The 24,758-nt window shown below is 41.0% G+C and carries 22 protein-coding genes; 11 read left to right on the top strand and 11 right to left on the bottom strand.

Annotated elements, in window-relative coordinates:
* Positions 1–30: 30 nt before the first annotated feature.
* A complete protein-coding gene (locus H5187_RS11300; protein ID WP_182739835.1) occupies positions 31–957 on the bottom strand; it encodes a manganese-dependent inorganic pyrophosphatase in 927 nt (308 codons plus the stop codon).
* Between the two features lie 172 nt (positions 958–1,129).
* Here H5187_RS11300 and H5187_RS11295 point away from each other — a divergent pair, with 172 nt between their 5' ends.
* Both H5187_RS11295 and mutM read left to right on the top strand, forming a co-directional pair.
* Entirely contained in the window at positions 1,130–1,648 is a 519-nt protein-coding gene (locus tag H5187_RS11295) for a hypothetical protein (protein WP_145234706.1), read from the top strand.
* A 1-nt stretch (position 1,649) separates the two neighbouring features.
* A complete protein-coding gene (gene mutM, locus H5187_RS11290) occupies positions 1,650–2,459 on the top strand; it encodes a bifunctional DNA-formamidopyrimidine glycosylase/DNA-(apurinic or apyrimidinic site) lyase (RefSeq protein ID WP_145234708.1) in 810 nt (269 codons plus the stop codon).
* 72 nt (positions 2,460–2,531) lie between these two features.
* On the opposite strand, the gene H5187_RS11285 is transcribed toward mutM, so the two are convergent.
* The 3 genes from H5187_RS11285 to H5187_RS11275 are packed head-to-tail and all read right to left on the bottom strand — an operon-like array spanning position 2,532 to position 4,979.
* The gene (locus H5187_RS11285) at positions 2,532–3,032 is read right to left on the bottom strand and encodes a DUF3299 domain-containing protein (RefSeq protein ID WP_182718342.1); all 501 of its coding nucleotides are present in this window, start codon (positions 3,030–3,032) and stop codon (positions 2,532–2,534) included.
* A 10-nt stretch (positions 3,033–3,042) separates the two neighbouring features.
* A complete protein-coding gene (locus H5187_RS11280; protein WP_182797884.1) occupies positions 3,043–4,293 on the bottom strand; it encodes an FtsX-like permease family protein in 1,251 nt (416 codons plus the stop codon).
* Positions 4,290–4,979: an ABC transporter ATP-binding protein gene (locus tag H5187_RS11275; protein ID WP_149983162.1), complete on the bottom strand. Its 690-nt coding sequence runs from the start codon at positions 4,977–4,979 to the stop codon at positions 4,290–4,292. The genes H5187_RS11280 and H5187_RS11275 overlap by 4 nt, the downstream gene beginning before the upstream one ends.
* A 184-nt stretch (positions 4,980–5,163) precedes the next feature.
* Here H5187_RS11275 and H5187_RS11270 point away from each other — a divergent pair, with 184 nt between their 5' ends.
* The 5 genes from H5187_RS11270 to H5187_RS11250 all read left to right on the top strand — a co-directional run bounded on the left by H5187_RS11270 (position 5,164) and on the right by H5187_RS11250 (position 10,637).
* The gene (locus H5187_RS11270) at positions 5,164–6,270 is read left to right on the top strand and encodes a phosphoribosylaminoimidazolesuccinocarboxamide synthase (RefSeq protein WP_182718340.1); all 1,107 of its coding nucleotides are present in this window, start codon (positions 5,164–5,166) and stop codon (positions 6,268–6,270) included.
* A gap of 163 nt (positions 6,271–6,433) precedes the next feature.
* Positions 6,434–7,093, top strand: a complete 660-nt coding sequence (locus tag H5187_RS11265) for a methylamine utilization protein (RefSeq protein ID WP_182718339.1) — start codon at positions 6,434–6,436, stop codon at positions 7,091–7,093.
* A complete protein-coding gene (locus tag H5187_RS11260; RefSeq protein ID WP_182797883.1) occupies positions 7,086–9,398 on the top strand; it encodes an EAL domain-containing protein in 2,313 nt (770 codons plus the stop codon). Before H5187_RS11265 ends, H5187_RS11260 begins: the two co-directional genes overlap by 8 nt.
* Complete coding sequence (locus H5187_RS11255) at positions 9,385–10,218, top strand: DUF3034 family protein (protein WP_182718337.1); 834 nt, start codon at positions 9,385–9,387, stop codon at positions 10,216–10,218. Before H5187_RS11260 ends, H5187_RS11255 begins: the two co-directional genes overlap by 14 nt.
* On the top strand, positions 10,218–10,637 hold the full coding sequence (locus tag H5187_RS11250) for a group 1 truncated hemoglobin (RefSeq protein ID WP_182718336.1): 420 nt from the start codon (positions 10,218–10,220) through the stop codon (positions 10,635–10,637). The genes H5187_RS11255 and H5187_RS11250 overlap by 1 nt, the downstream gene beginning before the upstream one ends.
* Here the strand turns inward: H5187_RS11250 and H5187_RS11245 are convergent.
* Positions 10,634–11,644 (bottom strand): glycosyltransferase family 9 protein, encoded by a 1,011-nt coding sequence (locus H5187_RS11245; protein WP_182718335.1) that lies wholly within the window; start codon positions 11,642–11,644, stop codon positions 10,634–10,636. The two genes, H5187_RS11250 and H5187_RS11245, sit on opposite strands and share 4 nt — an antisense overlap.
* A gap of 257 nt (positions 11,645–11,901) precedes the next feature.
* Between H5187_RS11245 and H5187_RS11240 the strand changes: the two genes are divergently transcribed.
* Complete coding sequence (locus H5187_RS11240) at positions 11,902–12,756, top strand: sulfurtransferase (protein WP_182718334.1); 855 nt, start codon at positions 11,902–11,904, stop codon at positions 12,754–12,756.
* Here H5187_RS11240 and H5187_RS11235 read toward each other — a convergent pair.
* The 3 genes from H5187_RS11235 to H5187_RS11225 form a co-directional block, all read right to left on the bottom strand.
* A complete protein-coding gene (locus H5187_RS11235) occupies positions 12,725–14,269 on the bottom strand; it encodes a tetratricopeptide repeat-containing sulfotransferase family protein (protein WP_259401724.1) in 1,545 nt (514 codons plus the stop codon). The two genes, H5187_RS11240 and H5187_RS11235, sit on opposite strands and share 32 nt — an antisense overlap.
* A 64-nt stretch (positions 14,270–14,333) precedes the next feature.
* On the bottom strand, positions 14,334–16,718 hold the full coding sequence (locus tag H5187_RS11230) for a TonB-dependent receptor (RefSeq protein WP_182761849.1): 2,385 nt from the start codon (positions 16,716–16,718) through the stop codon (positions 14,334–14,336).
* Between the two features lie 170 nt (positions 16,719–16,888).
* Positions 16,889–17,245, bottom strand: coding sequence for a DUF5522 domain-containing protein (locus H5187_RS11225; RefSeq protein ID WP_182761848.1), 357 nt, complete (start codon positions 17,243–17,245; stop codon positions 16,889–16,891).
* A gap of 57 nt (positions 17,246–17,302) precedes the next feature.
* Here H5187_RS11225 and H5187_RS11220 point away from each other — a divergent pair, with 57 nt between their 5' ends.
* The gene (locus H5187_RS11220) at positions 17,303–17,629 is read left to right on the top strand and encodes a hypothetical protein (protein ID WP_182797881.1); all 327 of its coding nucleotides are present in this window, start codon (positions 17,303–17,305) and stop codon (positions 17,627–17,629) included.
* Between the two features lie 153 nt (positions 17,630–17,782).
* On the opposite strand, the gene H5187_RS11215 is transcribed toward H5187_RS11220, so the two are convergent.
* Positions 17,783–18,751, bottom strand: a complete 969-nt coding sequence (locus H5187_RS11215) for a class 1 fructose-bisphosphatase (RefSeq protein ID WP_145234740.1) — start codon at positions 18,749–18,751, stop codon at positions 17,783–17,785.
* Positions 18,752–18,912: 161 nt separating this feature from the next.
* Between H5187_RS11215 and H5187_RS11210 the strand changes: the two genes are divergently transcribed.
* Together H5187_RS11210 and H5187_RS11205 are read left to right on the top strand one after the other, a co-directional pair.
* Positions 18,913–21,342, top strand: a complete 2,430-nt coding sequence (locus tag H5187_RS11210) for a zinc-dependent metalloprotease (protein WP_182797880.1) — start codon at positions 18,913–18,915, stop codon at positions 21,340–21,342.
* 104 nt (positions 21,343–21,446) lie between these two features.
* On the top strand, positions 21,447–22,220 hold the full coding sequence (locus tag H5187_RS11205; RefSeq protein ID WP_149983146.1) for a YggN family protein: 774 nt from the start codon (positions 21,447–21,449) through the stop codon (positions 22,218–22,220).
* A gap of 66 nt (positions 22,221–22,286) precedes the next feature.
* Here H5187_RS11205 and H5187_RS11200 read toward each other — a convergent pair whose 3' ends face one another.
* Positions 22,287–23,957, bottom strand: a complete 1,671-nt coding sequence (locus tag H5187_RS11200) for a methyl-accepting chemotaxis protein (protein ID WP_182797879.1) — start codon at positions 23,955–23,957, stop codon at positions 22,287–22,289.
* An 83-nt stretch (positions 23,958–24,040) separates the two neighbouring features.
* A complete protein-coding gene (rsuA, locus tag H5187_RS11195; RefSeq protein WP_182797878.1) occupies positions 24,041–24,739 on the bottom strand; it encodes a 16S rRNA pseudouridine(516) synthase RsuA in 699 nt (232 codons plus the stop codon).
* Between the last annotated feature and the right edge of the window lie 19 nt (positions 24,740–24,758).

The raw sequence follows: 24,758 nt of genomic DNA, 5'->3' as shown, positions 1-24,758 counted from the left end.
CCTAGCACCTAGCACCTAGCACCTAGCACGTTAAAGCTTTGCAAATGCATCTTGCAGTGGTGGTACTACTTGCTTTTTACGGCTCAGTACGCCGTCTAGCCATACTTTTCCGTCTTTGGGCGTTGCACCATAAGCAGTTTCAACTAGTGTTGCATCGTCAGATACGATCAGCATTTGTGAGCCTTCTTTCATGATGTCGGTAAGTAATAAGAATACCGAGTGGCGTCCACCTTCTTCTTTAAGCTTAGCAATATCAGCTTCAAGGTCTGCTTTAATATCATCAAATACCGCTAGATCGATAACTTCTAATTGACCAATACCAACTAGTTTACCGTTCATGTTGAAGTCTTTAAAATCACGCATTACTAAATCACGCGCTGGAGTATTCTCAACCGCTGACTTAACACGGAACATATCCATGCCTAATTCTTTAAAGTCCTCGATGCCGGCAATTTCAGCAAGCGCTTCAACACATTTAATATCAGCTGTGGTGCAGGTTGGTGATTTGAAAATAACCGTATCACTTAAAATTGCACACATCATGATGCCTGCAATGTCTTTTGGAATTTCAACATTGTAGAAGTCATACATCATTTTAATGATAGTGTTTGAGCAGCCAACAGGGCGGATCCAGCATTCAAGAGGTGTAGAGCTGGTTAAATCGCCTAGTTTATGGTGATCAACAACGCCAACAACGCGAGCTTGATCGATATCATCAGGTGCTTGCGTTTTTTCGGTATGGTCAACGATGTAAACATCTTCACCGGCATAACTTAATTTTAGCTCTGGTGCTTCAAAGCCGAATTTATCAAGAATAAACTGCGTTTCAGGTGATATTTCACCAAGACGAGTTGGAATTGCTGGTTCTTCGATTTGGTTTTTCAAATATGCGAGTGCGATTGCACCACAAATAGAATCTGAATCTGGGATTTTATGACCCACTACATACATTGACATGACGGAACTCCTTAAATTTTGCCGTATTTTAGCAAAGTAATTTAACTTTGACACATTCGCGTTGGTGATTTTTTGTAATATTCAGTCTTAACAGTAGTTAAAAAATTCAACTGCCATTTTTATATGTTTTTGGTTACACTTTAACTAATTGAATCTTTTAGGAAGAACTCAAATGCAGTTAGGTCGCAGGGGCTGGAATAATGTGGTTATTTTTTCCATGCTGTTGATGATTTTCTTTTTTAATGGATTACATACAAAACTCAACAGTGGTTCAGAACAATCTAGTGTGCAAAGTGTATTGCCAGCGCAAAACTTTATTTTAGCTCTAGAGTTTCCCGATCAAAAAATAGAGCGCATAGGCACTTCTTGGCGCGCCACTGCATTAATCAATAATGCACCTGCTAGTTTTTGGCAAGCAACAACAGCAAACCTTGTGGCATTAGTAAATGAATGGCAGAGCATGCAATTGTCGGTCGCTGATAATCAGCAAGCATTCCATAATACCTCAGCTTTGACTGTAGCAACCGTATGGTTGGCAGGCGAGCAACTTCCTTGGTTGTATCAATTATATAGCGCACCACAAGGCTATTATTTATTAGATAAAAGCAACCAGCGCGTGTTATCACTTGATAAAGCAACTGCGCAGCGTTTATTCCCTAGTTTTAATTTTTCACAAAGTGAGCCTAAATAGTATGCCTGAATTACCAGAGGTTGAAGTTAGCCGAATGGGGATCACCCCACATATTTTGCAGCAAACAGTTACAAAGGTGAATATTCATAATCCGAATATGCGTTGGCCTGTGCCTGATGATGTGTACAAAATCGCTAACTTAGCTGTGTTAGCTGTTGAGCGTAGGGCAAAGTATTTGCTACTTGAGTGTGAACTGGGCAGCATTATTTTGCATTTAGGTATGTCGGGTAATTTACGAGTTGTTGAACAAAATGAGCCATTAAAAAAGCATGATCATATCGAGTTTATATTTGCCAACGGTAAAGCTCTTAGACTAAATGACCCACGCCGATTTGGTTGTTGTTTATGGCAAGCGCCCGGCGAATGCCATAGCTTACTGAGCAAACTGGGCCCTGAGCCACTCACTGATGAATTTACTGCTAAGCGCGTATATGAGCAGTCACGAAATAAGAAAGTGCCAATCAAACAATTTATTATGGATAACGCTGTGGTGGTTGGGGTGGGTAATATTTACGCTAACGAGTCTCTTTTTAAGGCCGGTATTCATCCAAAACGTGAAGCAGGAAAAGTATCACAAGCGCGCTATCAGCAATTAATCCCTATTATTAAAGATACTTTGGCTGCGGCTATCACCCAAGGTGGCACGACATTAAAAGACTTTGCCCAAAGTGATGGTAAACCAGGTTACTTTGCACAACAGTTATTAGTTTATGGCCGCAAAGGTGAGCCATGTATGGTATGTAAGAAAGCATTAACAGAAATTCGTTTAGGGCAACGTAGTACAGTGTACTGTAGTCAATGCCAAAAATAAGTTAAGGCATGTTGCACTTGAGAGCTGCTATTTGCAGCACTGGGAACAACACGCCTGAGGTATGTATCTGAGTTACAGCTCAAACGGTGCAACGCCGACGGCTGTCATTTTATAGCCCACTTGTGCAATGTCGCCACTCCAGGTTTCAGTGCTGATGACGCCGGTAACTACTATGGCATCGTACAAACTTTCAATTGGCACGCCGCCTTTAATTGTCACATGAACAATTTGATTCGGTGGTGGTGGTGGCACGTGGATGCAAGCACCAAAGTAAGGCACTAATAAAAACTCAGTAATCATTTCGCTGTCACCTTCAAGAGGTACTACAAACCCAGGTAAGCTGACTGATTGGCCATTGAGTTCCTTAACAATTGGTGCATCTAGATCAGGTTGCACCCAATTTTGCTCTGTACCTTCATGGCTAGCTTGATCTAGGGTATCTATTTGCACGTGGCCCTTAGGAATTAAATCTTCCCAAAAAATTTCTTTTGGTTCATTGGCATAACTACTAAAATTATAACCAAAGCTAAAAATAACTAAGCAAAGCAAACTGAGCTTTTGAAAGTACTGCATGATATTCCTCTTAAATTTTAATGCTCATGCCATCAGACAATGAGTAAAAATAGGCGCGGGTGGCTGGTATCAAACCAACGATAAAGCCGGCCGCCATAATAGCGCCGATCAATACCAGTTCATAGCTCGATAGCATCGCAATGGTGATTGTGATGCCGGCATTACTTTGCAAGTAACCTGTGGCAAGAGACATTAATAAATAAAATAACCCACAACCTACTAGGCAACCTAAAAAGGTTATCAGTAGTGATTCTATGCTGATCAATGTGAATAAATGCCAAGGACGCGCACCGACAGAGCGTAAAATGGCCAATTCGCGGCGGCGTTGGTTAAGGCTGGCCAATAGGGTCGTTAGCATGCCTAGCAGGCTCACGAGTACCACTACGATAGAAAACAGCAACAAGATTTTTTCAACAATTGTCAGCATTTCCCATAGCTCACGCAAAGTTACACCAGGCATGATGGCAAGCAACGCTTCAGGTTTGTACTGATTAATATTGCGCCTAACTTGTAACGTATAAAGCGGAGAATCAAAACCCACTAAAAACGCGGTGATTTGCTTAGGTTCGCCTGTTAGATCATCATGCTGTTCATGTTCATGTTCATGTTCATGGCTGGTATGGTTACCGCTGTGGATCAGTTCAATAGCCGCTAATGGAATATGTAGGGTTTTATCAACTGGCGTGCCTGTCGCATCTAAAATGCCCACCACAGTGAAGGGATTATCATCATGATGATGAAAGCTGGTATTACCCATACCGTGTGAAATAACGATACTATCACCCAGCGAATAGCCTTGCTTTGCTGCTACCTGCGCGCCCAGTACAACTTCATTTAAATGGGCGAAGGCGCGGCCTTGGCTAAAACTAAGCTGCTGCTTTTTAGCAAATTTATAATGTTGAAAATAATCAGCAGAAGTGCCCAGTACCGCTTGGCCTTTATGGCTGTCCCCTAGTGATAGCGGAATGGTCCAGTTGACGCCGCGTTGCTGTTTTATATATTGGTAGCTTTGCCAGCCAACGCCATTATTAGCATGACCAATGCGAAAAACCGAAGACAATAACAGCTGTATATCTCCGGTACGAGCGCCAACAATTAGATCAGTACCAGAAATGGTATTACTAAAACTACTTTTGGCATCAACCCGCACTCGCTCAATACTCAGCAATAACATGACACTAACAGCAATAGTAAACAGAGTTAAGAATGCACTGGCGCGGCGATTATATAAGCTACTAATAGCAAGTTTTAAGAGGATCATTTACCTTGCTCCTGTAGCGACAGTAAATCAATGTTGCGATTAAAAAGCGGTTGTAAGCTTGTATCATGGCTGACAAAAAGTAAGGTGCTATTCGCTTCGTTTGCTTGTGTAAAAAGTAAGTTGATAAAGGACTGGCGATTGTTTGCATCAAGAGCAGACGTTGGCTCATCGGCAATTATCAATTCTGGGCTGCCAATAAAGGCGCGCGCCGCCGCGACTCGCTGTTGCTGGCCAATACTCAAACTAGCGACATTTTGTTGATGTAATTGCTCGTCTAAGCCCAGTGCATTTAATAGCCTTGAGGCCTCTTGATTAAGGGTTGGACTATTGATTAATGCTTTTTTTTGCCGTGGTTTTGAAAATTGGCAACCTAATGTGACATTATCAATCGGTGATAGGTAAGGAAGTAAATTAAAATTTTGAAAGATATACCCAATATGCTCAGCGCGAAACTTATCGCATTTACTTTTACTTAATTGACCCAGTTCACAGCCTAAAATACTCAGTTGGCCTGATGTAGGGCGGTTAATGCCTGCAAGTAACGATAATAAAGTGGATTTACCACAGCCGCTAGGGCCATGTAAAAACACATGTTCGCCTTTAGCAATGCTAAGTGTTGCAATTGCTAAAGTGGGTTTGACTTGTTGTTTTTGCCATTTAAAACTTAGCTGCTGTATATTAATCATCACGTAAATTACTACTGGATTTTGATGTTATCTTATAACGTGTATAATAAAATACCAACTAAACTGCGTTAAATCACATAGTGCTTTAATTGTGATTTCCCCCGGTCTCGATTATTATTAGCGGCTTATAACCCCATACCCATACAATCGCCCTTACAGGGCGTGCCATATACTCGGAGATAGCATGACTAGCTATAAAGTTTTAGACGTAAACGATGACTTACCAATACGCACTAAGGGCCCCGTTCACAGTGGCAAAGTACGTTCAGTTTATTGGTTAACAGACGAAGACAGCGCACGTTTGATCAGCGAAAAAGGCTATCAAGTACCTAAAGGTACTGAGCTGGCTATTATGGTAATTTCCGATCGTATCTCTGCCTTTGATTGTATTTGGCAAGGTGAAAATGGCCTAAATGGTGTACCAGGCAAAGGTATTGCGTTAAATACTGTTGCATCGCATTGGTTTAAGCTATTTGATCAAGCAGGTCTGGCGGGCAATCATATTGTTGATATTCCACATCCGTATGTATGGATTGTTCGTAAAGCCAGTACCGTAAAAGTAGAAGCAATTGCTCGTCAGTATATAACTGGCAGCATGTGGCGTGATTACAGCAAAGGTGTTCGTAATTTTTGTGGTTTAGAATTACCTGAAGGCTTAACCGCTAATCAGCAGTTAGATGATGTGTTAATTACGCCATCAACGAAAGGTATTATTACTGGCGTTGCAGATATTCCTGCTGTGGATGATGTAAATATTACTCGTGACAATATCACTAATAACTTAACTGTGTTTAACTTTAAGTCTGAAGATGATGTTACGCAATACGAAAAACTTCTTGTTGAAGGTTTTACCTTAATTAGCGCTGAGCTGGCTAAATTGGATCAAATCTTCGTCGATACAAAGTTTGAGTTTGGGTATGTAGAAGATATTGATGGTACAGATAAACTTATCTACATCGATGAAGTCGGTACGCCTGATTCATCGCGCATTTGGGATGGTGCTGCGTATCGTGATGGAAAAATTGTTGAGAACTCTAAAGAGGGGTTCCGCCAATTATTAATTAGTAATGTACCTGATAGCGATGTGTTACTGAATAAAGACCGTATGCCTGAGCGAGAGCAACTTGCTAAAGATTACATACTGCCTGAATCAGTTATGTTATCTGTGTCAGAAACATATGTTGGCATTGCCAGTAAAATAGTTGGCTACGATATCGCTATTCCAACAGATCCTCGCGCAGAGGTTATAACTATTTTGGATCAACAATATGGCTTGATTTCCAAGCTTTAGTCACTAGTTATTTGCTTGCTGTTGTTTAAAAGCCTTAAGTTTTCCTATTATTTAGTGTAACTGGGCTTTTATTCTTGCATTTGGAGTCAGTCTCTAATTAACTTAACCTAAGATTAATTAGAGATACTCATATGTTAGTGTTCGCACAACAGGGGATGACCAAATGAGATTGCAAGTAATGGTAACAAAAAGCGTTATAACTCTTTTCGCAATGGCGCTTGCAAGTAAAGGTTATGCACAAGATGTTACGCTCAATATCGTTGATCAATATGGGCAGCCTCTCACCAATGCAGTTGTAGAAATTGCTAGCAAAAGCAATAAAAAATTATCGCAGCAGTTACCTGTACTGATAATGGATCAAGTAGATAAGCAGTTTTCACCAACACTTTTGATTGCTCATCAAGGGCAGCAAGTGAACTTTCCTAATAGCGATAATATTCGCCACCACGTGTATTCTTTCTCTGAAGCTAAACCATTTCAGTTAAAGTTATATTCAGGGCAACCAGAAAATCCGATTACATTTGAAAATCAAGGGGTTGTGGTGCTTGGCTGTAATATCCATGACTCTATGCTAGGGTATATTTATGTTGCAAAAAGCGCTGATGTTTATCAAAGTGATGAGCGTGGAAATGTGCAACTAAGTGGCCTAACTTTGCCAGTACAGCTAACTCTTTGGCATTCTTTACAAAAGAACACACTTGAAGAAAAGCAGTCGCTAACGTTAGCTGTAAATTCGCCTCATAGTTTACAAGTAACACTGCAAACAACTGAGCCTAAGCCACGTAATACTTTTGGTAGTAAGTTTAAGGGTGGGAATGACTAATAGTTTAAAAAATCGCATAACTATTTTATGTGTAGGCTTAGTGTTATTAACTACAGTTATGAGCTTATTTAGTTTCTGGTGGTCGACTAGTCAATTTAATGAAAAAAAGGTCACCCAAGATATTAATGTGGCTGAAAATGTCTATAAGCAGTACTTAGCGTCGAAAGAAAGTTTATTGCTCACAGCTGCAAAAGTATTGACTGCTGATTTTGGTTTTAAACAAGCGGTTGCCACTAAGGATGCAAATACGATTAGTAGCGTATTGTATAATCATAGTCAGCGAATTAATGCTGATTTAATGTTGTTATTGGACTTATCAGGTAAGTTGGTATCAACTAATCGACAACAAGACTTTGATAATAATTTACAAGCGTTAATGAGTGAGTTGCTCAACAATACCGAGCAATCTAGCTTTGTTGTGCTAAATAATGAGCTATATCAGGTTATTTTATTACCTATTAAAGCCCCACGTACTATCGCGCACAGTTTAGTCGGCTTTAAAATTGATGATAAGGTTGCGGTTGAGCTAAAAAACTTAACCGGTATGGATGTAAGCTTTATTGCTAACAGCGATAATTTGGTTAAAAGCTCTTTGTTAGAGCGCCCGACGCCGTTTATTCCGACTGAATATTTTCATAAAACAACCACGCAACGAATTTTTGGTGAACAACTGGTATATCGCAATCGCGATGTACACCTACCTTCCCTTGACGATCATCCCGTTAATGTATTACTGAGTGCTGATCTAACGCAGAGTTACAGTGAATTTGAGCGATTGTTTTACACGCTAGTCATTCTTGCGTCTTTAACGATTTTTATCGGTGTTATTACCAGTAGTTTATTGGCCAAAAACTTAACCATGCCATTATCACAATTAGTGACTTTAGCGCGGCAGTTTGCCCGAGGAAACTACAGTGTTGACGCGATGAGCAAAAAGCAAAGCAATGAAATAGCTACATTAATAGATGCTTTTAAAAACATGGGTAATGATATAAAAGAGCGTGAACAACAAATTAGCTTTGCTGCAAAGCATGATTCTTTAACTGGTTTTTATAATCGTTCTGCAATGCTGGAAGTGTTGAGCGAAAATCTTCAACAAGACCAAGAATATACCTTAGTGGCAATTGATATTCGTGGCCTTAGGCATATTAACGATAAGCTAGGAGCTCGTATTGGCGATGACTGCTTAAAAGCTGTAGCTTTACGTATTGCTGAGTTTTCAGATGAGTTTGGTGGTTTACATGCACGTATTGGTGGGGATGAATTTTTAACCGCTTTTCCTAGTAGTGCGGGGCGTAATCTTAAAAGTGGTATAGTCGGATTAATGGCTCAGTTACAAGCGGGTTATACTATTCAAAAGCTTAAAATCAACTTACGCTTTAGTGCTGGTGTGGTGGAGTATCCTTCGCAAGGGTTACAAGCGGATGATTTAATGCGTCGGGTATTGATTGCTGTGGATAGTGCCGCCAGTGCTCATGAAAATATTCATTACTACCTGCCCGGAGAAGATGAAGCACATCTTGAAAGGCTCATCATGATCGATGAGCTCAAGCAAGCGATTCATGATGATGATGGTCAACTGTTTATGACCTATCAGCCTAAACTACATATCGCTACACAACAAATCAATAAAGTGGAATCGCTCATTCGTTGGCAACGCAAGGATGGTAGTTGGGTATCGCCGGAGCTATTTATTGATCTAGCTGAGCAATCGGGATTGATTGTTGACCTTACCGGTTGGGTGGTAAAAACAGTGATAGCACAGGTCGGACTTTGGCAACAGCAAGGCATTTATATGCAAGCTGCGATTAATGTTTCAGCCCAAGATATCGCTTACCCCGGCTTTCACTCCAATTTAATTCGTACTTTAAAACAGTTTTCAGTTGCACCTGCGCTTATCACGATTGAATTAACAGAGCGCGATATGATTGAAAATGAAGAAAAGGGCATTCACGCGCTGGAGAATCTTAAAGCGATCGGTGTCAAAATATCTCTTGATGATTATGGGGTTGGGCAAACATCGCTAGGGCGCTTGAAAATGTTACCTATTGACGAGCTGAAATTAGATAAATGTTTTATTCTTAAACTTGATGAATCTGAAAAGGATCAGTTTATTGTTGAATCCACAATTACCTTAGGTCATCAGCTTGGCTTCTCTGTCGTAGCCGAAGGGGTTGAAACATTAGGATCGCTAGAGCTGTTACAAAAAATGCAGTGTGATCATGTGCAAGGGTATTATCTAAGTCGTCCACTCAAAGCCGATGCGTTTGAGCAATGGTTGGAGCAGTATAATGAAAAAGCTTAAATTATTATTTTTAGCTGTTATCGCATTATCTGCATTTAATAGCTTTGCCTCAAAAGGCAAGCTGCTAGCAACGCCTGGAGTATCGCAAGTAGAAGGTAGTGGTGGTGGTGGTATCGTGCCTTGGGCGCAGCTTGCGGGTTATGCCAGCGAAGATGAGTTTTCTATTAATGGCTTTTGTAGTCGGGCTGATGTTACCGATTACAGCTTAGATGTATGCGGTGCCCAAGTTAACTTGTTTAATCGCGTTGAGCTTAGCTATGCACAGCAAAACTTTGCTGTGCCGGCGCTAAATACCGAGATAGAACAAGAAATCACCGGTGTTAAGATTAGGCTCTATGGTGATATTGTTTATAGTGACTGGCCTCAAGTTACCTTGGGAGTACAACATAAATCACTTGATGATGGTGCAGTCGCTACATTAGTAGGGGCTAAGGATACCTCCGGTACTGATATCTACCTTGCTGCAAGCAAGCTACATTTAGGGGCCATTGCAGGTTATAACTGGTTTTGGAATGTTACCACGCGTTATAGTGAAGCAAATCAGCTTGGCTTACTTGGATACGGTGGAGCGAATAGCAATGAAAAACTCTTATTTGAAGCTAGTACTGCCATTTTTCTTAGTCGAGAAGTTGCTGTTGGAATAGAGTATCGTCAAAAATCAAATAATCTCGGATTGGGTGAGCAAGATTGGCAAGATGTATTTGTTGCTTGGATGCCAAATAAATACGTAAGTGTCACTGCCGCATACCTTGATTTAGGTAGTATTGCTGGAGCAAAAGACCAAACCGGTTGGTACTTATCGGTAACAGGATATTGGTAATGGAAAAAATACTAACAACGATAGTGTTAATAGCCAGCTTAGCTGGTTGTTCATCGGCTTCAAATCTAACGTTTTATCAGCAACTTGATGGTAAAGCAGGGCTACAAAGACTGGTTGATAGTTTCATTAATCAAATCGGTAATGACGAACAAATTATTCATTACTTTGAGCATGCAAATATTAGCCATTTCCGCGAAGGCTTTATTAATCATTTGTGTGTATTAACTGATGGGCCCTGTGAGTACACGCGTGATAGTATGGTTGATATTCATACTGGCATGCACATCACGGAGGCTGACTTTAATCATGTGGTTGATTTGTTAATCAATGCCATGAATGAACAAAATATTAGTCATACAGTGCAAAATAAAATACTCGCGAAAATGGCACCACTGAGAGCTGAAATTATTAAGATTTAGTGATCCAGTAACTTTAAAGCAGCTTCACTGACGTGATGTGGCTTTATTTCGTTAATAATATCTTTTTCAAGTAGCTGATCGCCATTTGCAATTAACGTAATGGCATTAGTTACTTTGGGTGCCACAACACTCCATGGCGAAGTTCCTAAGCCCACAACAGCAACAAAAGGAATATTGAATGCAGCTGCAATATGCATGGGACCAGAATCGATTGTCAGTAATAAATCAAGCTCACCGATAGCGTCTATCATAGTAATAATCGAGGTTTTCCCAGCAAGGACGACAGAGTCAATTTTTTGCTGGTTTAGCCGCTCCTGTAATTGTTGGGTATCTTCAAGCTCACCGTTATCACCAAAAATATAAAATGTGCAGTCAATATTTTTAGCTATATCAACCATTGCAACAAATGAAAGCTCATTAGGGTAATGACGCAAGCCTTTATTTTTTCCGCCAAAATAAACCCCGATAGATTTTTTGTTCTGTTTAGGGATTAACAGGCTCGGCTCTTTTACGATTGCTGTTTTTGGTATAGAGCTAAACGGATTACCATGTGGCTCATTCACAAGTCGGCAGTAGCGAAATATATAGTGGTGATTTTCGTCTAATTTCAGTTTGTGTGTTAACAGTGGTGAGCGACCATTTTTTGCATAACCTACTCGGTATTTGATACTTGCTAAAAAGCAAAGTATTGCTTCAGACAATGAGTTGCGCATAATTACTGCAAGCTCAATGTTAGCATTTTTGAGTATTTTTGCTTGTGCCCACATAGAGATGGGTTTGTTATTATCAAAGCGTTCATCCACGATAACACAGTAGTCAGTCTCGCGTTTAAACATCTCAGCTAAGTGAGGTCTAACAAATAAGATAATGCTTTTAGTTGGATAAAGGTCTTTAAGTAGTTGTAAAGCCGGTGTGCAATTGACTGCATCACCAATAAATTTTGGTAGTACTACTAAAATATTGCCTGCTATTTGGCTGCTTACTATTTGTTGATTATTTTTTTTCATCTAAGTTTAGCCTTTAGAACTGTCAATATTAAGATATTTTAAAATCATCTTTGTATCACATTGTTTGCAATATAATGCCTAGTATAAATGTATATAATTGTAGAAAAAATATTTTTTAGTTTATTCTTGATAATTTAAGTAATTTACAGTGTATATAGAAGCTGGCAAAATTATTGTGCAAAATGTACCGTAACTATTTTAATAATAGGCTCTGGTAGAGAAGGCTTAGTAATATGTAACAGAAGTAAAGGAACACAATGAAAAACATAGTAACTTGCCAATGGCTAAACGAGCACTTAAACGACCCAAAGCTGGTTATCTTTGATGCTGGCATGGTGCGCCCAGGTAAGCTGGGTGAGTATAAACCGCAGGCTAAGTTGCCAAATGCACAGCGTTTTGACTTTAAAAAGCAATTAGCCGATCAAGACAATCCGCTACCGCATACCATGTGCAGTGCGGAGCAATTTACTCAGCAGATGCAGTTAATGGGGGTTGATAAAGATTCCTTAGTTATCATCTACGAAGACCAAGGCTTATTTAGTGCTGCAAGAGGTTGGTGGATGTTTAAAGCCATGGGCTTTGATAATGTCAAAGTACTCAGTGGTGGCCTTGCTAAGTGGCAGTCGTTGGGTTATTTAACGCAAATTGAATATAGTCGCCATTATCATAAAGGTAACTTTGTTGCCAAACCGCGAGTTGGTTACTTTATTGATGCGGCTGCAGTCTTTCAGGGCATAGATGATGAACATACCGTACTACTTGATGCACGAGGTTATCAGCGTTATTTAGGTGAAATGGCAGAGCCGAGAGCTGGGATGCGCAGCGGCCATATTCCTAATAGCCGCGCTTTACCTTTTGTTGAATTATTGGATGATGGCGAAGCAAAACCATTCGTTGACATTAAAGCTGCTTTCGAGGCTGTACTTGGCGATCAAGCAGATCTGCAAACTACCTTGCAATTTAGTTGTGGCTCCGGCGTTACTGCATGTATCTTGGCGTTATTTGCCGATGAGTGTGGATATGAAAATCTGCATGTTTATGACGGCTCATGGAGTGAGTGGGGCGGCCGAGACGAACTACCTATCGAAACGGGTCCCTGTCCTTCGCGTTAAACGCAAATCCGTAGTGCTGCCAGTAATCAATGGCTTTTTTATTGAGAGGCTGGCGTACTTGTACTTTGCTTGCTGTTGCCGACGGGCTATGTTGTTTATGAAAATCCAGACACTTAACTTGCCAAGGTAAATCACAAAAATCATAGAGCTGTTGCGTGCTTGTGATTGGCTCTGATACTAATGTTTCGTATTGCATAATCATCACATTATCCGGGTGTTTTGCTGCAAAATGATTTATCAAAGAGCTGTAATCTTGATAAAAACTATCGATGTCTTGCAGGTTATAGCTATAGTGATGAAACGCACTGGCTGGGCTGTACAGTTGGCGGTAATTAGCTATACAGCTAGCTTTTCGGCCTCGTTGCATGCAAATGATTTTAGCCTTCGGGAAAGCCGCTAAAATTAAATCGATATAGTAAAAATTAAATGGCTGTTTGTCGCAGCTGCGTAGCTGTGGTGCTACTAGTTGACTAATACGCTGTTTATACTGACTCAACTGCGCCATTAACGCAGCATTTTTATATGCATCATTGAGCACCACGCTATTTAATGGCTGAGCATTATTACCTTGGCAAAGCTGGGCAATATCATTGAGTTCACCAACACCTTGCACCAGATCTGATTGATTCATTATTTTTTCTAGCAAAGTAGTCCCTGAGCGCGGCATACCAACAATAAATATCGGGGTAAAATCGTTGTCGCTTAAGGACGGCGTATACCTGTGACTTAAGGTTATCAGTTGCTGGCAAAATGCTTTGTGAGCTTGCGCATCATATTTTACATGCTGATAGATCGCTTGCTTACTTGTAGTAATGTGGGCAAAGGCTTGCTTATAATCAGCGCAGTGCTCGTGATTGAGTGCAATCGCATGGTGCAGAAATTGTTGCTGCATCGGCGTTTTAGCGTATTCGGTTAAAGTTAACAGCTGTTGTAAATGCTGCTTAGCCTGCTTGTTATTGTTAAGTTCAGCGAGCGAGTAGTGAGCTTGAAAATGCTGCGGATGTAACTCTGTAAGTGTACGCAGTAGCTGTATAGCATCATTCAATTGCCCCATGATTTTATAGGCCACAGCTAAGTTATAACTTATTTGCGGATTGTTAGGGGCTTGTTGATAGGCCCGTAATTGCCACTCGAGCGCCAGTGGATAATGGCCTAAACGAGTCAGTACATTAGCAATTAAATCGCATTCAATAACTTCATAATATGGATGTTTTATTGCTTCAGTTATATATTGCTGCGCATCTAACAGCTGCCCGCGCAGTACGGCAAATTTGGCTGAGTGAGCAAAATATAAAGGTAGGGGCGTAATACTAATCGCTTTGTTTAAGAGTTTATTTGCTTTGCTTATATCATTTGCTGCAACATTTACTTGCGCCAGCAAAAAATAGCTAAAGTGATCATCTGGTGTGTTTTTAATATTACTGATCAGTAATAAATGCGCGTCATTAAGCTTGCTATGATTAATAGCGTGCTCAATTTGTTGTTGTAGGTTTTTTTGTATCGATGTCAGCATGGCAATAAGCATAAAAGCCTTGGCGTAAAACACCAAGGCTTTTTTAGTTTATAGATAACCGTTATTACAGTTCAAAGTTATACGTAAACTTCATGCCGATAGTACGCGGTGTTGTAGTGTAGTGACCATACACACGTTGTAGTTCAGGAAGTTCTTTCGAATCAATCCAAGACTTATCTCGACGTACAGAGGTGAACGCGTACTTATCGAATAAGTTATCAACATAGAGAGTGGCCGACCACATATCACCGGTTAGCTTGGCAGATAAGTTACTCAAGGCATAGCCTGCAAGCGTTTCACCATCAGCTTTTAAGCCAATTTTAGTGATCGTATCGCTCTGTGCTGTTATACCGTAATTTACGCTTAAAAGTTTATTATCTAATACATCTTGTTCGTAACGCAGACCAAACGAGAATTGATGCTCAGGCGCACCTGGCAAGCGGTCGCCATCTTCACCGCCTTGTACTCCTGCACCAAATACATCAGGAGAATCTTCAGTTAATTGCGCTTTGGCATAAGCGTATGTGGCATAAGCAGTCCAGTTATCCGCGATGATTGCACGGCTTGAAACTTCAACCCCTTTAGAGTTAGCAGTAGCTGCATTTGAGGTAATCAACTCCTGACCATTTACGGTTGTGCTACCGATTTGCGCGTCTTTCCAATCAACATTAAATAATGCCGCGTTAAAGTGTAGGCGGTTTTTAAACCAGCTCGATTTAAAACCAAGTTCATAATTTACAGTGGTATCAGGTTCATAACCAATTTCATTTGGTAGAGCACAGACAATTTGTTGTTCAGGTAACACATCAGGGCAAGGAGCTAGGCCGTTGCCACCACCAATCCTAAAGCCTTCACTAACGGTAAAATAGGCTAGTACACCAGTTTCAAAAGTGTAATTAGCGTTAAATTTAAATAAGTTACCGTTATCACTGGCGCTCGTATTCACCATTGCAAGTTGATCTAATGATGAAAAATCACCTGAATACAACGGTGTGGCTGAGCCTGAAGTAGTGGATACATCATATTCGTAAAAACGCGCACCAAGGGTTACATTGAATTGATCGGTAAACGCATAACCTACTTCACCAAATAGTGCTTTTTCAGTGGTTTCAGAGTCACTGACTAAAATATACTCGAGATCTTGTTGTAGATTAGGAATATCATCGCCCCAAAACTCAGTTAAACCGGGTGTGTATTCGCGATCGTCTGAGTGAGTTTCAAGCTTGTTGTAGTAACCACCGACAATCCAGTTAAAAGCACTATCAGAGTTAGACACTAAACGAATTTCTTGAGTGAAACTATCACGTTTTGATGTATCCAAGGTTTGCGCAACAAACGCTGGAAATTCTGCATAACCAGTCCATATGTCGTAAAGCAAATCAGTTTGATCACGTTGTCCAGATTGCTCATAGCTTGACCAACCAGAGGCAGATACAAGTTCAGCAAAACCTAAATCCGCTTTAATTTCCAAGCTTAATAAGTCGTTTTCTTCTTCACCAGGCTCAAGTATCCGCGCGGCATTTTCATACTGGCCAACCATCCCTTGTAGGCCACTGCTGTCACTTAATGAATTATATTGCGATGTAGAATTACCGCCATTTTCTTGTTTTTGATAAAAATAGTTTAGCGTTGCCTCTACAGCTTCATTAGCTTGCCAGCGAAGTGATACACGACCTGTGGTAATTTGCTCATCATTTACATCACTGACACTGCGCAAGTTAGCACTGACATCTTGTGGGTTGGTAAAATCAGGGTTTGGGTTTGATACGCCTGGGTTTTGTACTACGAAGTTATAATCGATATAACCTGGGTTGGTGTAGTAATTGACGCTAGCGCGAATAGCCAATACATCGTCAATTAACGGCGTATTAAATACTAAACCCAACTCACCGCCAGTGCCGTCACTTTCGTTTAAGCTAAACACATCACCAGTGACTTGGCCTTCGGTAATATCGAGCTGAGGTTGTTTTAATAAGTAACGAATTGCACCACCTAATGTTCCCGCTCCGTATAATGTACCTTGTGGACCGATAAGCACTTCAACACGGTCTACGTCTGTTAAACGTAAATCAATATTAAGTGGAATTTCACCCACGTAAGTGGCAACTGTACCGCCATCAGAAATACGATCAGAAGTATTAGTATTTAAGCCACGGACAATAATCGGTGAACCTTCACGGCCACCTTGATCAGAAATAGTTAAACCTGGCACCCAGCGTGCCACATCTTCAAGATCACCAATGTTTTGATCTTTGATCACATCACCATCAAGGGCGGTAATATTAAGTGGTGCCTCTTGCACTGAGCCCGCACGACGAGTCGCGGTAATTTGAATTGTTTCAATTGCTTTTTCTGCTTGGGTTGTTGACTGCGCAGCAGCAAGATGGTGGCTATTAAATAAAATAGCAGAAACAGCTGATGCAAGAAGTGCTGGCCTAAAGGTGTTCATGTTCATTTTCCGAATAAGTTACAGTGATTTTATGCTTAAAAATCAAGCCAAGTTGATTATTTAAACAAAATACATTGGATATTTAGTGAATTTATATCCAATTATAGTGTATTTTTATTCTTTTCGTCATGCTTTATTTGTATGTTTATGCCGTTATTTTGAATAAATATCTAAGTGTTTTTGTAAGGACAGTTTTTACAGTTGTTTTTACAGCACTTTCCGCGCTTTAAGAAAAACCAACGACTGAATACCATATAACTATTTTGCATTTCATAATCGAGGTGTTCGATTAAATTATCGTTACTGTGAAAAGGCTTTGCGAAAGTAAGTTGTTCTTTGAGAGGGCGTTTATAGAGAGTATTTAGAAATTGGTTCATTTTCGCCAAGATACAATCTCTGCATAAACAGCTGGTGGTTGTACTATCAAGCGGTAAAATAGCAGGCAGCTCATTGCACCAACAGGCATTGATATCATCAACATTGCAGTTAAGAGTAGCTTGGCATTGCGAGCAGGCTAAAATAGTCATTAGATATATTTTAATCTTCAATGAAATAGTCAGTTACAGGATAACAGATAATTAAAAATGAACAGAGCACAAGCGTTAGCAGAATTTGTCACTTTTGGTAAATACAAAGACGAGGCCATAAGTATCATTGTTGCATCAACAATAGGTAACCAAGGCCCAATTTATATATTGACGCTTGCAACTGTTCTTGATGTGCTCACTCGCTGCCAAGCAGATGAGATTGATTTAGACGACCTGGAGTTGTGGGCGAATGTTATAGAATCTAGAACCGACATCGACTATAGCGCCGTCGAAGGGGTTATCTATGCCCTCAGCAACAGCGAACAAATGGGCGAGCTTGATAAGAGTAAAGTTACGAAGTTGGTTGAATTATTAGCAAGTTAGTAGGGGCTAGGTTCTAGGGATATTGCGGCTAACCTCATATTGAGATGACTGAAAATAAAAAGCGCGGCATAAAGCCGCGCCTACCATGCGATTGTTACCTGAGGAAATCACTTGCCTAGAGCCTTTTACCTAGCTCCTTTATCCTGCAGTCTATTACTTATGATATCCCAAGCAGGTTTCTACTTCGTTTTTCGAACCTAAAATTACCGCTACGCGTTGGTGGATAGCGTCGGGTTGAATATCCATAATGCGTTCTGTGCCAGTTGAAGCGATGCCGCCGGCTTGCTCGATCAGCATAGCCATTGGGTTTGCTTCGTAAAGTAGGCGTAGCTTATTTGGTTTGTTTGGATCTTTAGTGTCGGTTGGGTAGGTAAAAATACCACCGCGACATAACACGCGATGAACATCACCGACCATGGCGGCAATCCAGCGCATGTTAAAGTTACGCGCTCGTGGGCCTGTTTCGCCAGCCATTAAGTCATTTATGTAGTTTTGCATCGCAGGCTGCCAATGGCGTTGATTTGACGCATTGATGGCGTATTCGTTGGTCTCTTCTGGTACTTGGGCAAAATCTTGAGTTAATAAGAAGCTGCCGTGTGTTTTATCTAGCGTGAAGAAACGTGTACCTTTGCCAGTCGTTAATGCAAGCACTGTAGATGGGCCATATAATACATATCCCGCAGCGACTTGGCTTTTACCCGGTTGCATAAAGATACTTTGATCTGCAGGATCTGAGCCTTCAGGCGCTTTCATTACTGAGAAAATAGTACCAACCAATGAATTGATATCGGTATTTGATGAGCCATCAAGTGGGTCAAACGCAACGATATATTCTGCATTCGGGTTGCCAGCTACGGTGTAGTCTTCTTCTTCTGAGGCTATCGCTTTTACGTAGCCTGACTCCAGTAAAATATCTTTAAGTAGTTGGTTGGTCAGAACATCGAGTTTCTTTTGTGTTTCGCCTTGAATGTTTTCATCAAGCGTTGAACCTAGTACACCGGACAGGGCACCTTGGCCGACGCGGAACGAAATTTCTTTACAGGCCGCTAAAATCGTTCTGATCAATGAGATTAACTCTCTAGGGCAACCGTCTTCAAGTAATACCGGAGGTAGTCTACGCATTCTATTTTCCTGATAACGTTATGGGCCATGATAATCATAGGGTGAGAGGGATCATCACAGCAAGCGCTGAATTTCGTCTTAAATAACTGTATTTTAGGTGCAACATCCTATACTGGACACACCTTAACCGTATTTAAAACGCGAATAACAAAGATAAGATTATGCAAAAAATACCATTGATACGTTACATACTCTTTACTGTGTTGCTAACTATGATAACCCAAGCGCACGCAGCAATTAAGTCTATTAATGATTTTACTGAACAAATGAATCATTTTCCGGGCTACTTCTCTTTTTATTACGACACTCAAAACGGTAAAATTTATTTAAAAGTTGATAAACTCAAGCAGCAATTTTTATTACAGCAAAGCTTGCCTTATGGTGTCGGCTCTAACGATATTGGCCTTGATCGCGGCCAGTTAGGCAATACGCATCTAGTACAGTTTGAGCGCTTTGGCGATAAAGTGATGTTACGGGCTATTAATACCTACTACCGTGCAAATACCAGCAATAAAGCCGAACAAAAAAGTATTCAAGAAGCCTTTGCATCAAGTATTTTAGCGGGTTTTAAAGTGGTTGCACAAAGCCCGCAAGCTGTATTGATTGATTACACGCCCTATTTACTGAGCGATGTACATGGTGTGGGTCGAACGCTTGCTGCACGTAAACAAGGCAATTTTAGCCTTGATGAAAGTCGCAGTGCAGTAAATATGGATCGCTCAAAAGCGTTTATGAAAAATACTGAACTTGAAGCTGTGCTGACATTTAATGGCACTCAACCGGGTGAGTATATTCGTCAGGTCAGTGCTGACCCTTACGCATTAACCGTGCATATGCATCACTCTTTAATACAGTTACCTGATGATAATTACACGCCACGTGCGTTTCATCCGCAATCAGGTTATTGGAGTATTGAACATAAAGATTATGCCGCGCCATTAAGTGAATCAATGTTGGTACGTTATATTCCGCGTCATCGTCTAGCGAAAAAAGACCCAAGCTTACCTATTAGCGAACCCGTTGAGCCGATTATTTATTATTTAGATCCAGGCGTACCAGAGCCGGTAAAAACAGCGTTACTCGATGGCGCAAAATGGTGGGATGATGCGTTTTCTCAAGCGGGTTATAAAAATGCATTTATTGTTAAAGTGTTACCAGATAACGCGGATCCTATGGATGTGCGTTATAACGTGATCCAGTGGGTGCATCGTGCAACGCGCGGTTGGTCTTATGGCAGCTCGGTGATCGATCCGCGTACAGGTGAGATTTTAAAAGGTCACGTTACATTAGGCTCACTGCGTGTGCGCCAAGATATTTTAATTGCTGAAGCACTTGCAGCGCCTTATTTAGAAGGTAATGAAGTGGCAAAAACGTTACAAGCAATGGCACTTGATCGTATTCGCCAGCTCAGTGCTCACGAAATTGGTCACACACTTGGTATAGCGCATAATTTCTCTGCGTCAGTGGCTGATCGTGCGTCTGTTATGGACTACCCACATCCATTAGTGGGCTTTAATGACCAAGGTGAACTCGATGTGAGCCGAGGTTATGCACAAGGTATGGGGCAGTGGGATACGCAAGTTATAAAGTACGGTTACAGTGATTTTCGTAACCTTGATGAAGATGCAGAACTAAGCGCAATTTTAGCGGATAACCAAGCTAAAGGGCTGGAGTTTATTTCTGATAGTGATGCACGAGCGCAAGGTGGCGCGCATCCAACAGCACATTTATGGGATAACGGCAGTTCGCCAAGTGAAGAGTTATTAAGAGTGCTTGATGTAAGACAACAAGCACTCGCTAAATTTGGTATTAACAATATCAAAGAAGGAACGTCACTATCTCAGCTAGAAGAGATGCTGGTGCCGCTGTATTTATTCCATCGTTATCAGGTCGAGTCTGCTGTAAAACTGATTGCAGGTGTTGATTATGATTACGAAGTACGTGGTCAAGGTATTTTAAAAGGTGCACAAGTTGTTGCAAAGGCAACTCAACAGCTCGCTTTAAAGGCCATCTTAGCTACCCTAAATGCTGACAATTTAGTATTACCAGAATCAGTGTTAGCGCTAATTCCACCCAAGGCCTATGGCGAATCTAAAAGCCGAGAAAGCATTGTTGGCCGCACTGGCTTAACCTTAGATGCAATGGCGCTACCCGAAGTGGCTGCACAACATAGTTTAGCGTTATTGCTAAATAGCCAACGATTAAATCGTTTAGCACAGCAACAAGCGCGCAGTAATGCATTTTTTAGCTTAGATGAACTGCTTGCAAAAGTTTATCAGCAGGTGTTTTTGATTCAGAGCAAAAAAGGCATGGCAGGTAAAATCACTCAGCGGGTGCAGTTATTAACAGCAAAGCAGTTTGCTGATTTAGTCGCCAGTGATAAAGTTGCTCCAGAGGTGCAAGCTCAGTTGCGTTATTACTTAGTAAAACTGAGTAAGGCGTATCAGCAAGAGTCTTTACTTAGCAGTGCTGATGTTGGTGAAAGTGCGTTTAAGCAATACTTAGCCGATCAAATTAAACAGTTTCTGGCTACCGGCAATTGGCCTACAAATTTTACTGCATTACCAATTCCACCAGGATCACCAATTTAAATGTTAACTACAAGGCCCTAGAAGCTAGGGCCTAGTTTCTCTTGCATAAAACTGGTTTTTTGTTAACCTAGCCGCCTTCCATTTTTAGTCTTTTTGAGGTGTTTATGGCGTTTTTATCTCGTTCGATATTGGCGATGTCCATAGCACTATCAAGTCTTAATGTCAGCGCTAAAGCCGTGTGTGAAGTAGAGCTAAGGCATGGTTTGATCATCACTGATGATGTCATTCGTATTGTTGATAAGGGCCAAACCCGCGTACAAATAAATAATGATAATCAACTATTTATCCGTGGCTATTGGATTGATCTAACGTCAGATGAAACCCTAGTGTTAAAACAGTTTAGCGCGGGTATTCGCGATACGGTGCCTGAGTTGGTAGAGTTGGCAACTGACGGTGTTAATCTTGGCTTAAGTGCGATAGAGCAAGTTGTTGAAGGTATGTCGGACAAAGAGTCGGAAGTGCTAAAAACGCAACTGCAATATGTTGAGCGCGCTTTAATGGATAAATTTAAACGCGGTGATGATTTCTTTTTTATTGCCCCACAATCACTATCTAAAATTGATGATTTTTTTACCGAAGAGATCAGTCAAAAAATTCACTCTGCCGTGCATGGCTCTCTCGGCGCTATTTTAGTTTCTCTAGGTGATGCATTTAAGTCCCGCGAAGGTAATATTGAAGATCGTATCAATGACATGGGACAGCGCATGGATATTATTTCAAAAGAAATCGATAAGTCACTGCAGAAAAAAGCTCAACAGTTAGAGTTAAAAGCCTCAGAATACTGTGAATGTTTAAACTCGCTTGATGTCACCGAATCACGATTACAAATGATAGTACCAAGTATGGCTGATTTTGATTTAGTACAAATTAAATCTTAACTTAATCAATTCAATTAAAAAGCCCGCGTAATTAACGCGGGCTTTTTAATTTTAGGTAACCAATTACTAGGATCTAAACTTGCCTGTTTCAGCTTCTAAATCGCTCGTCAGTCCTTTTATCAAGTCCGTTGCAGCATGGGCTTGATGCGATAGGTCTGCGGTCTGTGAGGCGGTGTCAGAGATGGTCACAATGCGTCTTGCTGTGTCTTCCCCTGCATCGAGCTGCTCTTTAGCTGCAATGGCTATTTGATGGCTCATTTGTGCGATGGCACTCAAAGATGCAGCAACACGCTGCAACTCTTCACTGGCATCTTTAGATTTCGCTACGGTTTGTTCACTGGTGGCAATACTTAAGTTAACTGAAGTTTTTGCATCTTTCGTGGCGGATTGTAATTTACCGATCATAGTACGAATTTCTTCTGTGCTAGTTTGCGTGCGCTGCGCTAGTTGACGTACTTCATCCGCAACGACCGCAAAGCCTCTTCCTTGTTCACCAGCACGGGCAGCTTCAATGGCTGCATTGAGTGCTAACAGGTTAGTTTGCTCGGCAATACTTTGAATAACAGTAAGCACATTTGCAATATTATTTACTTCATCATCAAGGAGTTGGATGTTATTACCAGCGCTGTCAATTTGTTGCTCTAAAAGAGCTATGGTATTTGCTGCCTCAGCAGTTAAATGACTGGCATTTTGTCCTTGGCTTTCGGCTTCTTGTACTGAAAAGGCGGCTTGCTCGGCATGCTCAACCACTGTTTGCGCAGAGGCTGTTAGCTCAGTGATAGCTGATGCGACCATATGGGTTTCTTCGTTTAGGCTGCGGGTCAGTTTATCAAGCTCAGTTGAGCGGGATTCGTTATCTAAACTCTGATTTTTTAGACTATCAGTAACATCTTTAATACTGCCAACTACACCCCGTAGCCCTTGTTGCATATAGTGCATGGCAGCAATAATGCTTTCAGGTTGGGCGTCAGTACGAATATGCGAATTTAAGTTACCACGAGAAACTTGCTTAACAATACCAATTACCTCAGTGACTTCACCGCCTAACGCGTTGCTTAAAGAAATACCAAAGCGAGCAATTGCAGCAGTTAAAGCAAGGGCAATAAGTAGTGACAAGCCTAGTAACCACTTAGCGGTATTCCAGTAACGCTCATCAACTTCTTTTTCGCTGATCCCGGTACCAACATACCAACCAAAGTAAGGGGTTTTTTGTACCACAGAGGTTAGGTCAACGGTTTCACCATCACGGACAGAATCCCAATGATAAGTAATAATTTTGTTGGTTTGATTACCGACTAATTGTTCAACCATACGACCAATACTGTTACCGCTGGCATCTTTGAAATCATTAAAGCTGGTGTTGTGTAGCTGCGGATCGTGAGGTGTAGCAATAAAGTCGAGTTTATCATTCACTACGTAGACATATTCACTGTCGTGGTATTTGTTTTCACGCAACATTTGCGTGGCAAAGTCACGCGCCTGTTGCTCGGTTAGTTGCCCATTTTTAGCAAGTAACTCAAATTGCTCGACAATATTTGTCGTGCTTTTCATGAGTTGATTGATACGGGCAATATTATCGTTTTCACTAGCGTGACGAAGAGATTGTAAGCCCAGTAATGCTATAGCATTGAGTGCTACAAACATTGCTCCAGCGAACAAGATTATTTTAGTTCTTAATGCTAAACCTGACAGCACATCGCGCCCCTTATTATTGTTATGACCATGATTTTCTACCATGTTTGTCGGCTAGATGTTAGCTTTAATTAACAATAATAACGGAATTAGACGTGACTTTTACTCAAGTTTCCACTGTAGGTAATTTAAAGTGAAATTTCTGCTGCGCTTAAGAGTCGATATTCTCCGCTGGCAAGGGTCTCATCAAGCTCGATATTTGCTACTTTTTCTCTATGTAATTCAACTACCTTATTACCGACTGCGGCGAGCATACGTTTAACCTGATGATATTTACCTTCGCAGATCGACAAACGCATACGGTATGTGGCAAGTTGCTCTGCAATTGCGGGTCTGGTTAGCTCTTTTTCGTTGTGTAATTGCACCCCTTGGCGCAGTTTTTCCAGCGCATCATCCGTTAGAGGTTCTTGCGTTTCAATTAGGTAAGTCTTGAATTTGTTATGTTTTGGGGAGGTGATTTTATGTGACCAATCTCCATCATTGGTAATGATCACAAGTCCAGTCGTATCGAGATCAAGCCGACCTGCAACATGAAAATCACTCATGTTAGGTTCATCGAGTAAATCAAATACCGTTGGGTGTAACTCGTCACTGTTAGCGCATACATAGCCGACCGGTTTATTCAGCATATAATAACGTTTACCTAAAAAAACTAGCGGCTTACCTTGCCACAATACGTCATCAGTTGCTGTGATTGGATGATCATAAGCGCAGATCACCTCGCCATTTACGCTGGCATCTTTACGCTTTATTCCTGCCCTCGCTTTGGTGCGTGGAGTTTCTGCTAGATGGCTAATAAATTTATCTAGGCGGCAAGGGAATTTCATTGGGTTCACACTTCTAGTC

Source organism: Pseudoalteromonas sp. SG44-1 (assembly GCF_014164315.1).
GTDB classification, from domain to species: Bacteria; Pseudomonadota; Gammaproteobacteria; order Enterobacterales; family Alteromonadaceae; genus Pseudoalteromonas; species Pseudoalteromonas rhizosphaerae.
This window is presented reverse-complemented; position numbering and strand designations above follow the sequence as displayed.

Excerpts from the sequence above, each read along its gene's own strand:
- H5187_RS11200 (WP_182797879.1), bottom strand. The coding sequence starts at position 23,957 with ATGGTAGAAAATCATGGTCATAACAATAATAAGGGGCGCGATGTGCTG.
- rsuA (WP_182797878.1), bottom strand. The coding sequence starts at position 24,739 with ATGAAATTCCCTTGCCGCCTAGATAAATTTATTAGCCATCTAGCAGAA.
- H5187_RS11270 (WP_182718340.1), top strand. The coding sequence starts at position 5,164 with ATGACTAGCTATAAAGTTTTAGACGTAAACGATGACTTACCAATACGC.
- H5187_RS11210 (WP_182797880.1), top strand. The coding sequence starts at position 18,913 with ATGCAAAAAATACCATTGATACGTTACATACTCTTTACTGTGTTGCTA.
- H5187_RS11235 (WP_259401724.1), bottom strand. The coding sequence starts at position 14,269 with ATGCTGACATCGATACAAAAAAACCTACAACAACAAATTGAGCACGCT.
- H5187_RS11285 (WP_182718342.1), bottom strand. The coding sequence starts at position 3,032 with ATGCAGTACTTTCAAAAGCTCAGTTTGCTTTGCTTAGTTATTTTTAGC.
- H5187_RS11250 (WP_182718336.1), top strand. The coding sequence starts at position 10,218 with ATGGAAAAAATACTAACAACGATAGTGTTAATAGCCAGCTTAGCTGGT.
- H5187_RS11255 (WP_182718337.1), top strand. The coding sequence starts at position 9,385 with ATGAAAAAGCTTAAATTATTATTTTTAGCTGTTATCGCATTATCTGCA.
- H5187_RS11295 (WP_145234706.1), top strand. The coding sequence starts at position 1,130 with ATGCAGTTAGGTCGCAGGGGCTGGAATAATGTGGTTATTTTTTCCATG.
- H5187_RS11265 (WP_182718339.1), top strand. The coding sequence starts at position 6,434 with ATGAGATTGCAAGTAATGGTAACAAAAAGCGTTATAACTCTTTTCGCA.
- H5187_RS11215 (WP_145234740.1), bottom strand. The coding sequence starts at position 18,751 with ATGCGTAGACTACCTCCGGTATTACTTGAAGACGGTTGCCCTAGAGAG.
- H5187_RS11220 (WP_182797881.1), top strand. The coding sequence starts at position 17,303 with ATGAACAGAGCACAAGCGTTAGCAGAATTTGTCACTTTTGGTAAATAC.
- H5187_RS11275 (WP_149983162.1), bottom strand. The coding sequence starts at position 4,979 with ATGATTAATATACAGCAGCTAAGTTTTAAATGGCAAAAACAACAAGTC.
- H5187_RS11245 (WP_182718335.1), bottom strand. The coding sequence starts at position 11,644 with ATGAAAAAAAATAATCAACAAATAGTAAGCAGCCAAATAGCAGGCAAT.
- H5187_RS11225 (WP_182761848.1), bottom strand. The coding sequence starts at position 17,245 with ATGACTATTTTAGCCTGCTCGCAATGCCAAGCTACTCTTAACTGCAAT.
- H5187_RS11280 (WP_182797884.1), bottom strand. The coding sequence starts at position 4,293 with ATGATCCTCTTAAAACTTGCTATTAGTAGCTTATATAATCGCCGCGCC.
- H5187_RS11240 (WP_182718334.1), top strand. The coding sequence starts at position 11,902 with ATGAAAAACATAGTAACTTGCCAATGGCTAAACGAGCACTTAAACGAC.
- H5187_RS11230 (WP_182761849.1), bottom strand. The coding sequence starts at position 16,718 with ATGAACACCTTTAGGCCAGCACTTCTTGCATCAGCTGTTTCTGCTATT.
- mutM (WP_145234708.1), top strand. The coding sequence starts at position 1,650 with ATGCCTGAATTACCAGAGGTTGAAGTTAGCCGAATGGGGATCACCCCA.
- H5187_RS11300 (WP_182739835.1), bottom strand. The coding sequence starts at position 957 with ATGTCAATGTATGTAGTGGGTCATAAAATCCCAGATTCAGATTCTATT.
- H5187_RS11205 (WP_149983146.1), top strand. The coding sequence starts at position 21,447 with ATGGCGTTTTTATCTCGTTCGATATTGGCGATGTCCATAGCACTATCA.
- H5187_RS11260 (WP_182797883.1), top strand. The coding sequence starts at position 7,086 with ATGACTAATAGTTTAAAAAATCGCATAACTATTTTATGTGTAGGCTTA.